The following is a 13,192-nucleotide window of genomic DNA, read 5'->3' as shown; positions in this document are numbered from 1 at the left end:
TGCGTCAATGGCTTCCGGCGGCAACATCGGAGCATATATAGACGTTCCCTCACTGATGATCACAATCGGAGGTGCAATCGGCGCGACAATAATCTCAAACCCCGGCGCAAGGCTCAAAGCTATGACCGGATGCCTGAAGAATGTATTTGTGTTTCATGAGCCTGATTTAGTCGGAATGGTTCAGATGATTGTGAGCTTTGCGGAAAAAGCACGGCGCGAGGGATTGTTATCGCTTGAGGCTGACATTGCCGAGGTTGAGAGCGACTTCATGAGGAAGGCAATACAGCTTGTTGTTGACGGAACAGACCCGGAATTAGTGCGGGCGATTCTTGACACTGAGATAGGAAACTTTGAGGACAGGCACAGCGCGAACAAAGCAGTTTTTGACCACTTGACGGAGTTCGCTCCCTCGTTCGGAATGATCGGTACACTTATCGGACTTATAGCAATGCTGGGAAACCTTTCGGACGTTAACGCGCTCGGTCCCGGTATGGCGGTCGCACTCATCACGACAATGTACGGCTCAATGATGGCTAACATGTTCGGGTCTCCCGTCAGCAAAAAACTTGCGGCACGTTCAGCGCAGGAAGTCAAATCGATGGAATTGATGGTAGAAGGAATACTAGCGATACAGGCAGGGGAGAACCCTCGAATCGTTGAAGAGAAACTGAAAGTATATCTTCCTCCCGCAATGCGCGAAGCCTTCAATCAGGAGGAGGGCTAAACTATGGCGCGTCAGAAAAAGCCGGAAGAGCCGGGACTCTCAGCACCTTTCTACATGGGTACATACGGGGACATGGTTACGCTTATATTGTGTTTCTTCATTCTGCTGTTCGCTATGTCCTCGATTGACTCGCAGAAATTTCAGAAGGCGTTACTGTCCCTGCGGGGTTCTCTGGGAATCCTCAAAGGCGGCGTAACGACAGAGGAGTCGACCGACCCGAACAGAAGCGGGGAAGTTGGCACAAGCCCGGGGGCAAGTGAGCGTGTAGAAATTGACACGAGGCACGTTGCGTACACGCTCAACTCCTTTCTGCGGTCTGAGAATCTCACGAGGGACATACAGGTGTCAATCAATCAGCGCGGGGTCGCCGTCTCAATCAGCGATCAGTTCATGTTTCTGCCGGGAAGCGCGGAGCTTAGGCCGGAAGGAAGGCGCGCACTCTACAAAATTTCGGAGCTTGTCCGGGATCGTGTGCCGTTTGCGGCGGTAGAGGGTCATACGGATTCGGGAGTCCTTCGCGGAGGGCCTTACCGCGACAACTGGGGATTATCGGCCATGAGGGCGGCGGCGGTTGCCAGTTACATGGAGCATGAGGGCGGATTTGACCCCGTGAGACTTCAGGCGACGGGCTACAGCTCGGCACAGCCTATAGTACCCAATGACACAAGCGAACACAGAGCCTTGAACAGGCGGGTGGAGATAGTATTCTTGTCGCAGTATCCTAAACGCTGAAGGAGGGATTTACGATGCAATTTACAGCTTGTTACAGGAAACTTGAACACGGTTATTTAGGGAGGCTTCTTGAATGGCCGGGAGTTATTACAGAGGGTGAAGATCTTGACGACTGCCGGGAACTTTTGCAGGAAGCAGCCGGAGAAATGGCAGAACTTTACGAGGAAGACGGCAGAAAGATCCCGTATATCCCGCTGATTTTTGAGCCGATGTCCGTATCGGTTGCGCCTGAATGTATACCATCTGAGGAAGAGGCATTGATGGTACATGTCAGTTAAGCGCAGGGATGTCGTAAAGTATTTAGAGCAGTGCGGCTTTTATCTGAAGCGTGAAGGGAAACGCCACAGCTTTTATGTTCACCCGGACGGAAGAGCCGTAGCGGTTAAGCGTCATACAATTTTCGACAGAATATCAGCGAATGAAGTATGCAAGGACGCGGGACTTCCGCCAATATTCTAGACTATTCATCAGGGAGGACAATAAAACTTGAAGCGCATAATAATTTTTGCAGTAGTAGGACTCGTAATGTTCGGCGCGGGATTCGGGGGCGGACTCATTCTAGGCAGGACAATGGCACCCGAAGACACAAACGCCATAGGCACCGCAAAAGTCATACAGAACCCCGGCCCGGTCGTGTCAATAGGCGAGTTCACCAGCAACTTGGCAGGGGCAGGCCGTCATGTAATCAGTTTCGGACTCTCTCTTGAGCTTACAGAAAAGGAAGGAGCCGCGGCATTAATTCAGACTCCCGGATGGCTCATGAGGATACGCAATGAAGTTTTCATGCTCGTGAAAGACAGAGTATATGACGACCTCACAAGCGCGGAAGGGACTCTGCAGTTTGCCGGAGACATAAAACGCTCACTGAACCGAATGCTCCCGGACGTAGGCGGGGAAGCTCCAATAACAAACGTGCTTTTCGAGAGCATAGTTTTACAGTAAGAGGCTCTGACAAATGCCCGACGTATTATCACAGGACGCTATTGACGCTTTAATGAAGTCAATCTCAAGCGGCGCGAACATTGACGAAATCGCCGCTAAGGCTGACGAGTACGCAAAGTTAAAGGTCTACGATTTCAAGCGTCCCGACAAATTCAGCAAAGATCAGCTCAGGGCGATACAGATGATTCACGAGTCATTCGCCCGGCAGATGACTACGGTACTTTCTACCCTGATACGCTCGATTGTGTCAGCGGAAATTGCTTCCGTTGAGCAGCTCGCCTATGAAGAGTTCGTGAATTACATGGTCCAGCCCACTGTTATAGGCTTAATCGAAATGCACCCGTTTGAAGGCTCAATGCTCATAGAGATTAACCCGTCATTAGTCTTCACGATAATAGACCGTATGTTAGGCGGGCGCGGGACATTTTCCGGCAATGTAAGAGAGCTTACCGACATTGAGAAAACCGTCATCGAGCGCGTAATCATGAGGATATTAGAATTGCTTGAAGACAGCTGGAGTACTGTTGTTGATGTCCGCTTCAGGTTCGAGTCGATGGAAAGTAATCCGTTCTTTGTGCAGATATGTTCTCCAAGTGATATGGTTCTTGTTGTCATAATGAAGCTGAGAGTCTCAGATGTTGAAGGAATGGTGAGCTTGTGCTTTCCGTACTTCCTGATTGAGCCGATTATGGACAGGCTTTCGAGTCAGCAGTGGTTCGCGTCAACAAGCCACAAGGGAGACGACGAGGTCAAAACTTGGCTCAGTAATTCTATTATGCAGGTCAACATGCCGCTTGCTATGGAGCTTGGACACACGGTGCTGTCTCTTGCTGACGTTTACGCGCTTCAGGTTGGCGATGTAATAAAACTTGACGAGCTAAAAGACTCGCATATCGATGTGAGAGTCGGCAATCAGGTGCGCTTCAAAGCCAGGCCGGGAACATTGAACGGTCATATGGCGGTTGAGCTGACGAAAGTTTTGACGCGGGAAATTCCGCAGGTTTCAGCAAAAGACGATGACGCATGAAAGGAGAAATGATTAATGTCTGATGATTTACTGAGTCCCGATGAGATAAACGCGCTTCTTTCAGGCGGAGGGGATTTCGGCGACGCTGACGAGATTTCAGACGCGGACGCGGAACAGCTCGCGAAAGTTTCTGACACGTTCGCAAATTCCGAAAACAGCGTAATCAACATGCTTGCCGGGAAAAATGTTATCACGAACGTTGGAACACCCGAAATTTTGACGCAGGACGACTTCCGGGGAAAGTTCGCTGAGATTCCGTTTCTCTTCTCGACAACTTTCGGCGGACTCGATGACAGGCCGCTCGCGCTTGTTGTTGACCAGAAAGGCGCATTGACTCTCGCGGATCTCATGATGGGCGGCGGAGGCGGGGACGTTCCCGAACCCAGCGACCTATATTGGAACGCGGCGCAGGAAGGATTGAGTCAGGTTGTAGGGTCAGCATTCACGAGCCTTGCGGGACTCATGGCCGGGAAAAGGCTCATGCCCGAAAACACGACATCAGCACTTGGCGAGGATGACTGGCGCGCACTGTCGCTTGAGCCTGCCGACAAAAAAATTTGGTGCAGCCCCGTTAATGTTACGATTGACGGACTAAAGCCGTTCAATATCTGGACATGCCTGACGCTTGACAACGCGCTTGACATAGCCGGATTTATGCGTGATGCCCTCGAAGGGAAGCAGCCGCAGTCCCAGGCATCGAACAATAACCCTATGGGAGGCGGAAATATGAGCGGAGGAAGACAGAACGCAGGCCCGGCGGTTGACGTGAGGCCCGCGGCGTTTCAGCCTTTGGGAGGCGGGAGCGGGGGAGGCGCACCGAGTCCGATTGACTTAATCGCGGACATTCCCGTGCGTGTTACGGTTGAGCTTGGGAAGGCAAGAAAGAGCGTATCAGAAATTTTAGCCCTCACAGCAGGCGCGGTTGTTGAACTCGACAAAATGGCGGGAGAGCCTGTTGACATTCTCGTGAACGGGAAATTAATCGCTCATGGTGAAGTTGTCGTGATTGATGAGAATTTCGGAGTCCGTATCACTGACATAATACCGGGAGGAGCGGCGCGGGCGGCCTCGTAAATTTTTCGCCTCGTTTCGTGTTATAATGCTGGGCAAATCCACAAAATATAATTACGTTGAAGGAGCGTTTTTGAATGGGCAAGAAAGTTTTGATAGTCGATGACGCGGCGTTCATGCGTATGATGCTGAAAGACATTCTCACAAAAAACGATTTCGAGGTTGTCGCAGAGGCTGAAAACGGGAAGGCAGGAGTCGCGGCGTTCCAGAAATACAAGCCCGACATCATCACAATGGATATAACTATGCCGGAAATGAACGGCATTGACGCGGTAAAGGCAATAAAGGCACTCGATCCCAGCGTGAAAGTCGTAATGGTCTCGGCAATGGGTCAGCAGCCCATGGTAATCGAGGCGATTCAGGCCGGGGCAAATGATTTCATCGTCAAGCCCTTCCAGCCTGAGAGAGTCATAGAAGCAATAACGAAGGTGCTGTCATAGAAATACAGAGCGTGAGTCTCACAGCCTATTTGATTCGGGCTGTATGTGCGCTGATATTGATGGCCTTGTGCGCTTTCGTCCTCACAAAATATTTCAGGAAGAACAACCCAAACGCGAAAGGTTCGCAAAACGTTGAAATAATAACGTCCCTGCGCTTGACTGCCAGGGATATATTTTTAGTTGTGCGCTGCGGGCCTGACGTTGTCGCGTTCACTGCAGGGCCTCACGGATCAAGCCTCATAGGGAGATGGAGCTATGCCGAATGGACTAAATCCCAAGCTGAAGCGGACTGTTAGAATCCTCGCGCCCGTTATGATGTTGCTTGTGCTGATACTTCACGGGGTATCATCAGCGGCAATTCTCAACCCTCCGAGACCGCCGGAGCTTTCCGGGACAATCCCATTACCCTCAATCACACTCGGACTCGGCCAGGCAGATTCCCCGCGGGACGTGGCATTGACGCTCCAAATTTTAGCGTTAATGACGGTGCTTAGTCTCGTTCCGGCAATATTGCTGATGGTTACGAGCTTCACCCGTATAATTATCGTTGTGGGATTCGTTCAGCGGGCAATAGGTCTACAGCAGTCCCCCCCTCAGCAAGTCATAGCGGGACTCTCGTTATTCCTCACAATGTTCACGATGTATCCGACTTGGACTCAGGTCTACGATAACGGCCTCAACCCGTATTTATCCGGCAATATCAACGCTCAACAGGCTTGGGACAGGTCAATAGAACCCGTAAGAAATTTCATGTTCCGTTACACCCGGCAGGAAGAATTATCGCTCATAATCTCAATGGCAGGAGCAGACCGCCCCGCGAATCAGTCGCAGGTTCCCACAAGAATTTTGATTCCCGCGTTCATGTTAAGCGAGCTGAAGACGGCCTTTCAGATGGGAGTCGTGATATATATTCCGTTCCTTGTTGTTGATATGGTCGTGTCGAGCGTCCTTCTTGCTATGGGAATGATGATGCTTCCGCCTATGATGATTTCGCTTCCGTTCAAGCTGTTATTATTTGTCATGGCTGACGGATGGAATCTCGTAGTGATGAGCGTGTTAAAGAGCTTCACAAACGTACCGTAAAAGAGAGTGTGAGAAATGAATACAGTAACAACATTAAGCCTTCCCGATATTATGACGGGGGCAATATGGACAATGATTTCTGTTACGCTTCCGATTTTGCTTGTGGCTATGGTAATCGGACTGTTCATAGGAATTTTGCAGACAGCGACATCAATTCAGGAGCAGACATTGATATTTATCCCGAAAATTTTGGCGGTCTTCCTTTGCATAGTGCTGTTATCGCCGTGGATAGGTCAGCGAATGCTCGTAATGACCCGCGAAATTTTAGGCCAGCTCGAAAGATTCATAAACTGACTCGCAAATGCGCGGGCTTGAATTACCGTCTCAGCTATTAGCCGTCTACATGCTCCTTCACCTGCGATACATCGGGCTTGTGTTCAGCTCGCCGATTTTCACATCAACAATGCCGCCGACTCCCTTCCGCTATCTTTTCGCCGTAATGCTCACGGTGTGTTCAGTCGGAATCATAAAGGCTGAGGACATCCCGATGATATATTTTGACGAGGTTATATTTATCGCCGCGGTATTCATTCGCGAATTGCTGATAGGAGTCGCGCTGGGCTTCATTTCTGCATTGCCACTTTACGCGCTGAGGGTAGCGGGCGAGCAGACCGGGACGACAATCGGATTCTCTATGGCTCAGGTGATGGATCCTTCAACGCAGAGTGAGACATCAATTTTGGGACAGCTAAATTTCTTTGTCGCTATGTGGTTCTATTTTCGGTGGAACGGGCATTTGATTATGATTCAGGCATTAATTGAGACGCTGAAACTTGTACCGCCCGGCCAGCTCTCATTATTCCCGTCAGGCGATTTGCAGTTAGGGACGTGGCTTCAGAGTCTCTTTGTGCTGGCTTTGAGGATGGTTATCCCGTTTTACTGCGCGTTAGTCTTGTCTGACGTGGGACTCGGATTTCTGGCGCGGACTGTCCCGCAGATGAATATTTTTGTCGTTGGACTCCCCGTGAAAGTCATGCTCGGATTCATGGTATTGGCGGCTGTAATCCCATTGATGATGGATTTGATTCACGCAAACTTTGAGCGGTGGGTCGAATTTGCCCTAAGCGTTCTGCGAATGTGGAGGCCCGTAAATGGCTGAGGAACGCACAGAGGAAGCAACACCTCACAAGCGCGAGAAAGTCCGCGAGGAAGGCCGTGTATGTGTCAGCAAGGACATAAACGCCGCGGTGGCTATCATTACGGCGTTATTGGCTCTTGCGTTATTGGGCGCGTCAGTGTGGCGGACTCTAACGGGAATGATTCGCTTCATGTTCATGGCGATAGGCGACCGGGCAATCTTGCAGGATGGGTGGTTCTCGTGGGTATCATGGGAGGCAATCAAGGATTACTTTGCGGCGTGGCTTCCGCTGGGAGGACTCGTTGTTCTTTTTGCGACAAGCGCGGTGATAGCGCAGGTAGGATTCGCGTTCACGGGAGAGCCTTTTGTGCCGAAATTCGACAGGCTGAATCCTTTTTCCGGCATGAAGAAAATTATCTCTATGCGCTCGTGCGTGGAACTCCTGAAGGGGTTATTGAAGTCAGCAATTTTTGCCGTGATGATATACAACGCAATCAAGAACTATCTGCCGATGTCGTCAAAAGCAATGCAGATGCCGTTAGAGATTGGGAGCCGACAATTTTGGGATATGCTTTGGACTTTGGCCATGAGACTGGCACTAATGCTGCTGGTGATGGCGTTCGCGGATTACGCCTATCAGAAATGGGACTTTGAGAAGTCTATCAAGATGAGCAAGAAAGAAGTCAAAGACGAGTACAAGCAGATGGAAGGAGATCCGCAGGTCAAGCAGAAAATCCGTCAGAAGCAAAGAGAAATGGCACGAAACCGAATGATGTCCGATGTCCCGAAAGCTGACGTAGTAATCACGAACCCGACACATATAGCCGTCGCCCTGCAATATGACCGCGGGGTGATGGGCGCGCCGCAGGTTATCGCAAAAGGAGCGGACTACTTAGCGCAGAGGATTCGCGAAATCGCGCAGAATAATCTTGTCCCGGTCATAGAGAACAAGCCGCTTGCGTGGGCATTGTATGAGAATGTCGAGATAGGCGAGGAAGTCCCCGAAGATTTCTACAGGGGAGTCGCTGAGGTCTTAGCGTTCGTTTACAGGCTGAAGGGGCAGAAATCACAGCCATCATAAATTTTCATTCGAGGAGTTGTTTAACGTGAAGCGTTCCATGAGAGGAGCGGTACTTATCGGTTTAGCATTATTTGTTGTACTGCCTGTATTATATTCATTCTTGATAGTAGGCCGAGTTTGCCTCTACTTTCTTTCTCTATGGTTATATAATACAACTTTAAGGCGTATTTGTCAACACTTTCAATAAAGACCTTCAAGAAAGACATACGAGAAAAATTTTACGCTAAAACTTCATTGCTTTTTGTTTACAGACACGAACATGACATTACATGAGTCCCTGTCTTTCCAGAGAATCCGTAAGCCACTCATCAACAGCCTCATTAATAGAGCCATTGCAATCAAACAGCCATTCCAACTTCTCAGAATCCCAACCTTGCTGTTTCCTGATAGCATTCAGGCAGGACGCTAATATAGCTTCATACTCATCCTCAGTTAAGCAATGCGCCTGTGGATTCTTTGCTTTGAAGTCCTGAACAACCTGACCAGCACATGACCTGAAGCTCTCCCAAGCCAAGCTGTAAATCGCAGATTCCAGCAAATAGCAATTCCAGCATATTTGCCCCCATTCGGCATCTTGAGCCTGAGACATCGAGAAATTACGGTCGTATAAGTCATCCTCGAAATTGTACTCTGGAACCTGCGTATGCAAGTCAGTTACTAAGAGTGTGTGTCCGTCTGGAGCTTTGAGATCAACACCGCCGTCAAAAGTCCATTCCCACGAATAACCCCAGCTCGTTACGCCACTCGTTGTAAAAACTACATCTTTCACATTGTTACCTCCTACGCGCAATGCTAAAAGTTACGCCCTGAAAATGCTCTGCATCAAGGATGTAATCGCCATTTTCCCAAGCCGTTTGCACTTTGTCTTTTGCCTCTTGTACAGATGAGGCTTCGACAAAGACACGCATTTCCAGCGTTTCTTTGATTCTGATCGTGTACTCCTTCATGGCTAGGACTCCTTCTTGTGGTTTTCGTACATCGCTTTCAACTTGTCCGCAATGAGATAATCAAGCAACAGACAATTCTGACTCAAGCATTCATCCTGCCAGACACCCCACTCAGGCAAATCTTCCAAACATTGCTCTATGATGTGGAACTTGTTATTGCGAGCGTATTCAGAGACCTCACCATCACCCAGCATGGCAAGAGCAAGCTCTATACACTCGCTAATGTTGTTTCGATCCTGAATGTTCTGCCACATGCTATGAATAGCAATGACTTCATCTTCCGTATAACTTTTCCCAATTGACCTGATATGTTTTCACAATATTCACCTCCTCTCACCAAATCCGATACAAGCCTGAACCGGGCAAATGCTTAATACCGACGCTTCCTACCTCCGAGCAATAAGGCACGTCATGGTTATAGACATATGCCGTTGCTTCACCTTCCAACAGAAGCCTGCGGTCATCAGCCCATTCTTCAGGATAATCACCGACGAACAAGTAGCTGTCCATCATGCCACCACTCGTAAAGGTACGAATGACTGCAAACACAAGAGCGTTATAACTTAGCTCGAATGCTCTGATCTGATCTAATTCTTTTCCTTTAACGCATAAGAACAGGTCAGCATTTTGCAAAAACAATCTGACCTTTCCTGTTCTGTCGAACTCTTTAGCTTCCGTGAAAAGGCCGAGACTTTTCATGCGATGGAGAGCCTCAGCCTTCTTTTCCTCTACACTGACGTTGCTCATATGGCTATCTCCTCATGACCTTTTCAGCCTCTTCCAGCAATCCCTCAACGGATTGGCCATGTCTTGCTAGTTGTTCATCAAGAACCTTACGGACTTTAGGAAGAGCATCATCGTCAATGTCAATTACGTACGACATACCGTTATAGTCCAGAAACTCAATGCACGTGTCAGTCTTCAGCGGAAGAAAACCATTCAGGCCAATGAAGAAATCGTAAACCTCCTTATCCTGCTCTACTGATTTTCCCCGTGCCTCTGCCGCTAATCTGTACAGCTCATTAGTTGCCTCGATAGGAACTAAAACTGTTGGGAAAACTGCCGGATACGTTACGTACGCTTGATCCCAACCAAAGTAGTCAGGATTGTCGACTCTCCGTTAAGGCTCTCGACAATGTTCACTTCAACTTGAAGGCCGGAGAAATTCACGCACTCGCAGGTGAAAACGGCGCGGGAAAATCCACGTTCATAAAAGTCATCACGGGAGCGCACCAGCCTGACGGAGGAGAAATCATCCTTAACGGTGAGAAAGTCGTGATGTCTGACCCTATAATCGCTCAGGAACGAGGAATCGCCGCAATATATCAGCACGCCGCAAGCTACCCTGATTTGAGCGTCGCAGAAAATATTTTTGCCGGCCATGAGTACAAGATCGGGCCTTTTATCGACTGGGCGAAAATGAACCGCGAGGCAAAGAAACTTCTTGAAGCTGTTGACGCGGATTTTAGCCCAACCGCTTCCGTTGGCTCGCTCTCAGTAGCGCAGCAGCAGCTTATAGAAATCGCAAAAGCCCTCTCAATGAACGCAAAAATTCTCATCATGGACGAACCTACAGCGGCATTATCTCAGCGCGAGGCAGAAGCACTCTACAAGATAGCGTTACGACTCCGCGACAACGGCACCGGGATAATATTAATCTCTCACAGATTCGAGGACATTTACGGACTCGCAGAACGTGTTACGGTTTTCCGCGATGCTCAGTACATAGGCACGTGGAATCTTCACGAGGTCGAGCAGTCATTCCTGATTCATCAGATGGTCGGAAGGGACATCAATCAGCTTTACCCAAAGAAGGAAACCGAAACAGGCGGGGAATTATTGAGGCTTGAGAATCTGAGCCGGACAGGATTTTTCCGGGACGTGAACATCTCCGTGAAGGCCGGGGAAATTGTCGGACTCACCGGGCTTGTAGGAGCAGGACGCACTGAGGTAATGGAGTCAGTTTTCGGAGTCCATCAGCCGGACTCAGGAAAAATTTTCTTCATGGGAGAGGAAATTCACGAACATACGCCGACTCAGATGATGGAAAAAGGATTAGGCTACCTTCCTGAAGACAGGCAGAAAGACGGCTTATTGTTGCAGTGGTCAATCAATCATAATATCTCGCTCCCTGTAATGGCTAAAGAATGCCAGAACGGAATCTTTGTCAGTCCCAAGAAAGAACGTCAGCTTTCAGACGGAATGAAAGACCTTCTCGCGATAAAAGCCCCTGACACTGACACATTAACGGGCGCGTTATCCGGAGGAAATCAGCAGAAGGTTGTTGTTGCGAAACAGCTCGCCGCGAATCCAAAGATGATCATTCTTGATGAGCCGACAAAAGGAGTCGACGTTGGCAGCAAAGCCGCTATCTACGAAATTATGAGCGACTTAGCCTCGCAGGGACTCGGAATCCTCATGATAAGTTCAGAATTGCCAGAAGTCATCAACATGTCAGACCGTATATATGTCATGAGCGAGGGGAAAATCACAGCCGAGTTCACAGACACAAAGAGCCTCACGCAAGAAATAATCTTGAACGCGGCCATGCCTCAGTCGAAAGCGTCATAGGGAGGGAGGAATCATAATGGCTAAACACAAATCGGTCTATTCATTCCTGATTGAACACAGAGAGCTTCCCCTTCTCGGAGTGCTTGCGCTTTTGCTTTTCGCGGTGAATGTGAGAGTGCCGGGTTATCTCGCTAATTCGTGGCTAAACGTCCTCAAGAACGGCTCAATAAATATGGTGATGTGCTGCGGAATGCTCTGCGTCCTTCTTGTCGGGTCAATCGACATTTCTACAACGGCTGTGCTTGCGTTCGCCGGAGCTGTCGCGGGAAAACTGATGGGACTCGGAGTGATTCAGAATACGTTATTGATGTTCGTGCTTGGAATTGCAATCGGCGCGGCTATCGGTGCGGTGAACGGAGTCTTAATGAGCTACGGACGAGTCATCGCGCTTATTGTTACGTTAGGCACAAGCTATATAGTCCGGGCGTTAATCCCAATGAACTGGCTACTAGGCATGAACAAAGTCAACCCGACTCAGCTCACACAGTCATTCAAAGACAGCCTCATCAATCATGAATTTTTAGGGCTTCCGTTCCTCGTGTGGCTTGCTGTACTCGTTGTGATTGGGACTGCAATATTCCTCAACTACACGCGAACAGGCCGGAATCTTTACGCTGTCGGCTCAAACGCTGAGGCGGCACAAATGCGCGGAGTACATCTCAACAAGATTCGAGTCCTCGCTCACACGATATGCGGAGCTTCAGCGGGGCTTGCGGGAATAATGTGGCTTGCGTTCTATGCCGCTATCGAGAAAGGGAGCGCAACAGGTGATGAGATGTTCACGATTGCCGCATGTGTTCTCGGAGGAGTCAGCGTTACGGGCGGTTACGGGAAAATCACGGGAGTCGTAATCGGTGCGCTTATGGTGGCGTTCATTGACAGCGCGATTCCTCAGATGGGAATCGGTAACTCAATGATTACGGAGTTCATTAAAGGCATTCTGTTACTGTTCGCGATTCTACTCAACGTGATATTGCAGAGGATTTCAGCAAAGCAGGATTTAGGAGGGAGGAATATATAGGCCATGAAGAAGGTAAAAGATTTTTTCACGAGCTGGGAATTTTTCCTTGTGATACTCCTTGCTGTAGTGTGCGCTGTGTTCTATTACGTTGACGCGGGAAGAGTCGCCGCAGGAATTTCACGCCGTCCCGTTTTCTATTTCGCGAATGTCGTGCGCTCAATGAGGCCGTACTTCCTCTACAGCTTCATGACTCTCGGAATGGGGTCTGTCAAGTAAACTGTGTATGAGATTTTTCTATGACACTTTCGGGAAACGGTCTGCGTATCTCACATAGAAGTGACTTAATGCTTTTGACCAGTTGCTTATCGGCATTGTCCACTTCTGGGATGCTTTTGATACGTATTTCAAACTGTTCCGAACAAGATGAACTATGCACAGCTGAATGTCCGATTTGGGGAACACCCCTTTTATCGCATCTGGAAATCCTGTTAGGCCGTCCACGCAGAACACAAATACGTCTTTTACTCCTCTGTTG

At 49.1% G+C, this 13,192-nt stretch carries 19 protein-coding genes and 1 pseudogene; 16 read left to right on the top strand and 4 right to left on the bottom strand.

The annotated features are described in order from the left end of the window. The first annotated feature begins 7 nt into the window (after window positions 1-7). The 13 genes from IKQ95_02840 (at window position 8) to flhB (ending at window position 8,178) form a co-directional block, all read left to right on the top strand. Window positions 8-724, top strand: coding sequence for a motility protein A (locus tag IKQ95_02840; protein ID MBR4195631.1), 717 nt, complete (start codon window positions 8-10; stop codon window positions 722-724). A gap of 3 nt (window positions 725-727) precedes the next feature. Further along, window positions 728-1,456, top strand: a complete 729-nt coding sequence (locus IKQ95_02835) for a flagellar motor protein MotB (GenBank protein MBR4195630.1) — start codon at window positions 728-730, stop codon at window positions 1,454-1,456. A gap of 14 nt (window positions 1,457-1,470) precedes the next feature. Continuing rightward, on the top strand, window positions 1,471-1,734 hold the full coding sequence (locus IKQ95_02830; protein ID MBR4195629.1) for a type II toxin-antitoxin system HicB family antitoxin: 264 nt from the start codon (window positions 1,471-1,473) through the stop codon (window positions 1,732-1,734). Further along, a complete protein-coding gene (locus tag IKQ95_02825; protein MBR4195628.1) occupies window positions 1,724-1,915 on the top strand; it encodes a type II toxin-antitoxin system HicA family toxin in 192 nt (63 codons plus the stop codon). Before IKQ95_02830 ends, IKQ95_02825 begins: the two co-directional genes overlap by 11 nt. 27 nt (window positions 1,916-1,942) lie before the next feature. Then, window positions 1,943-2,398 carry a flagellar basal body-associated FliL family protein gene (locus tag IKQ95_02820; GenBank protein MBR4195627.1) on the top strand — a complete coding sequence of 152 codons (456 nt, stop codon included), beginning with the start codon at window positions 1,943-1,945 and terminating at the stop codon, window positions 2,396-2,398. A 13-nt stretch (window positions 2,399-2,411) separates the two neighbouring features. Continuing rightward, window positions 2,412-3,425, top strand: coding sequence for a flagellar motor switch protein FliM (gene fliM, locus IKQ95_02815; GenBank protein MBR4195626.1), 1,014 nt, complete (start codon window positions 2,412-2,414; stop codon window positions 3,423-3,425). Between the two features lie 15 nt (window positions 3,426-3,440). Further along, entirely contained in the window at window positions 3,441-4,499 is a 1,059-nt protein-coding gene (gene fliN, locus IKQ95_02810; protein ID MBR4195625.1) for a flagellar motor switch protein FliN, read from the top strand. Between the two features lie 74 nt (window positions 4,500-4,573). After that, window positions 4,574-4,936 carry a response regulator gene (locus tag IKQ95_02805; GenBank protein MBR4195624.1) on the top strand — a complete coding sequence of 121 codons (363 nt, stop codon included), beginning with the start codon at window positions 4,574-4,576 and terminating at the stop codon, window positions 4,934-4,936. An 11-nt stretch (window positions 4,937-4,947) separates the two neighbouring features. Continuing rightward, complete coding sequence (locus IKQ95_02800; GenBank protein ID MBR4195623.1) at window positions 4,948-5,232, top strand: hypothetical protein; 285 nt, start codon at window positions 4,948-4,950, stop codon at window positions 5,230-5,232. A 19-nt stretch (window positions 5,233-5,251) separates the two neighbouring features. Next, entirely contained in the window at window positions 5,252-6,019 is a 768-nt protein-coding gene (gene fliP, locus IKQ95_02795; protein ID MBR4195622.1) for a flagellar type III secretion system pore protein FliP, read from the top strand. A 15-nt stretch (window positions 6,020-6,034) separates the two neighbouring features. After that, on the top strand, window positions 6,035-6,313 hold the full coding sequence (locus tag IKQ95_02790) for a flagellar biosynthetic protein FliQ (protein ID MBR4195621.1): 279 nt from the start codon (window positions 6,035-6,037) through the stop codon (window positions 6,311-6,313). A gap of 7 nt (window positions 6,314-6,320) precedes the next feature. Next, entirely contained in the window at window positions 6,321-7,118 is a 798-nt protein-coding gene (locus IKQ95_02785) for a flagellar biosynthetic protein FliR (protein MBR4195620.1), read from the top strand. Continuing rightward, window positions 7,111-8,178: a flagellar biosynthesis protein FlhB gene (gene flhB / locus IKQ95_02780; GenBank protein MBR4195619.1), complete on the top strand. Its 1,068-nt coding sequence runs from the start codon at window positions 7,111-7,113 to the stop codon at window positions 8,176-8,178. The genes IKQ95_02785 and flhB overlap by 8 nt, the downstream gene beginning before the upstream one ends. A 265-nt stretch (window positions 8,179-8,443) precedes the next feature. Here the strand turns inward: flhB and IKQ95_02775 are convergent, their stop codons facing one another. The 3 genes from IKQ95_02775 to IKQ95_02765 all read right to left on the bottom strand — a co-directional run bounded on the left by IKQ95_02775 (window position 8,444) and on the right by IKQ95_02765 (window position 9,872). Beyond that, window positions 8,444-8,947, bottom strand: coding sequence for a hypothetical protein (locus IKQ95_02775; GenBank protein MBR4195618.1), 504 nt, complete (start codon window positions 8,945-8,947; stop codon window positions 8,444-8,446). Window positions 8,948-8,951: 4 nt separating this feature from the next. Further along, complete coding sequence (locus IKQ95_02770; GenBank protein ID MBR4195617.1) at window positions 8,952-9,125, bottom strand: DpnD/PcfM family protein; 174 nt, start codon at window positions 9,123-9,125, stop codon at window positions 8,952-8,954. Between the two features lie 333 nt (window positions 9,126-9,458). Continuing rightward, window positions 9,459-9,872, bottom strand: coding sequence for a hypothetical protein (locus tag IKQ95_02765; GenBank protein MBR4195616.1), 414 nt, complete (start codon window positions 9,870-9,872; stop codon window positions 9,459-9,461). Window positions 9,873-10,175: 303 nt separating this feature from the next. Here IKQ95_02765 and IKQ95_02760 point away from each other — a divergent pair, with 303 nt between their 5' ends. From IKQ95_02760 to IKQ95_02750, 3 genes are read left to right on the top strand one after another with little or no spacing between them, the layout of a single operon-like run. Further along, window positions 10,176-11,696 (top strand): sugar ABC transporter ATP-binding protein, encoded by a 1,521-nt coding sequence (locus IKQ95_02760; protein ID MBR4195615.1) that lies wholly within the window; start codon window positions 10,176-10,178, stop codon window positions 11,694-11,696. 16 nt (window positions 11,697-11,712) lie between these two features. Continuing rightward, a complete protein-coding gene (locus IKQ95_02755) occupies window positions 11,713-12,717 on the top strand; it encodes an ABC transporter permease (protein MBR4195614.1) in 1,005 nt (334 codons plus the stop codon). A 3-nt stretch (window positions 12,718-12,720) separates the two neighbouring features. Then, a complete protein-coding gene (locus tag IKQ95_02750) occupies window positions 12,721-12,933 on the top strand; it encodes a hypothetical protein (GenBank protein ID MBR4195613.1) in 213 nt (70 codons plus the stop codon). A 117-nt stretch (window positions 12,934-13,050) separates the two neighbouring features. On the opposite strand, the pseudogene IKQ95_02745 reads toward IKQ95_02750, so the two are convergent. After that, window positions 13,051-13,192 (bottom strand): annotated as a pseudogene (locus tag IKQ95_02745) (transposase).

This window comes from Synergistaceae bacterium, from assembly GCA_017540085.1.
In the GTDB taxonomy this organism is placed as follows: domain Bacteria; phylum Synergistota; class Synergistia; order Synergistales; family Aminobacteriaceae; genus JAFUXM01.
The sequence above is the reverse complement of the archived record's forward strand: the minus strand, read 5'-3'. Positions and strand labels throughout refer to the sequence as shown.

What these genes read in the sequence shown, in the direction of transcription:
- IKQ95_02840 (MBR4195631.1), top strand. Translation starts at nt 8, where the DNA reads ATGGCTTCCGGCGGCAACATCGGAGCATATATAGACGTTCCCTCACTG.
- IKQ95_02835 (MBR4195630.1), top strand. Translation starts at nt 728, where the DNA reads ATGGCGCGTCAGAAAAAGCCGGAAGAGCCGGGACTCTCAGCACCTTTC.
- IKQ95_02830 (MBR4195629.1), top strand. Translation starts at nt 1,471, where the DNA reads ATGCAATTTACAGCTTGTTACAGGAAACTTGAACACGGTTATTTAGGG.
- IKQ95_02825 (MBR4195628.1), top strand. Translation starts at nt 1,724, where the DNA reads ATGTCAGTTAAGCGCAGGGATGTCGTAAAGTATTTAGAGCAGTGCGGC.
- fliM (MBR4195626.1), top strand. Translation starts at nt 2,412, where the DNA reads ATGCCCGACGTATTATCACAGGACGCTATTGACGCTTTAATGAAGTCA.
- fliN (MBR4195625.1), top strand. Translation starts at nt 3,441, where the DNA reads ATGTCTGATGATTTACTGAGTCCCGATGAGATAAACGCGCTTCTTTCA.
- IKQ95_02805 (MBR4195624.1), top strand. Translation starts at nt 4,574, where the DNA reads ATGGGCAAGAAAGTTTTGATAGTCGATGACGCGGCGTTCATGCGTATG.
- fliP (MBR4195622.1), top strand. Translation starts at nt 5,252, where the DNA reads ATGTTGCTTGTGCTGATACTTCACGGGGTATCATCAGCGGCAATTCTC.
- IKQ95_02790 (MBR4195621.1), top strand. Translation starts at nt 6,035, where the DNA reads ATGAATACAGTAACAACATTAAGCCTTCCCGATATTATGACGGGGGCA.
- IKQ95_02785 (MBR4195620.1), top strand. Translation starts at nt 6,321, where the DNA reads ATGCGCGGGCTTGAATTACCGTCTCAGCTATTAGCCGTCTACATGCTC.
- flhB (MBR4195619.1), top strand. Translation starts at nt 7,111, where the DNA reads ATGGCTGAGGAACGCACAGAGGAAGCAACACCTCACAAGCGCGAGAAA.
- IKQ95_02770 (MBR4195617.1), bottom strand. Translation starts at nt 9,125, where the DNA reads ATGAAGGAGTACACGATCAGAATCAAAGAAACGCTGGAAATGCGTGTC.
- IKQ95_02765 (MBR4195616.1), bottom strand. Translation starts at nt 9,872, where the DNA reads ATGAGCAACGTCAGTGTAGAGGAAAAGAAGGCTGAGGCTCTCCATCGC.
- IKQ95_02755 (MBR4195614.1), top strand. Translation starts at nt 11,713, where the DNA reads ATGGCTAAACACAAATCGGTCTATTCATTCCTGATTGAACACAGAGAG.
- IKQ95_02750 (MBR4195613.1), top strand. Translation starts at nt 12,721, where the DNA reads ATGAAGAAGGTAAAAGATTTTTTCACGAGCTGGGAATTTTTCCTTGTG.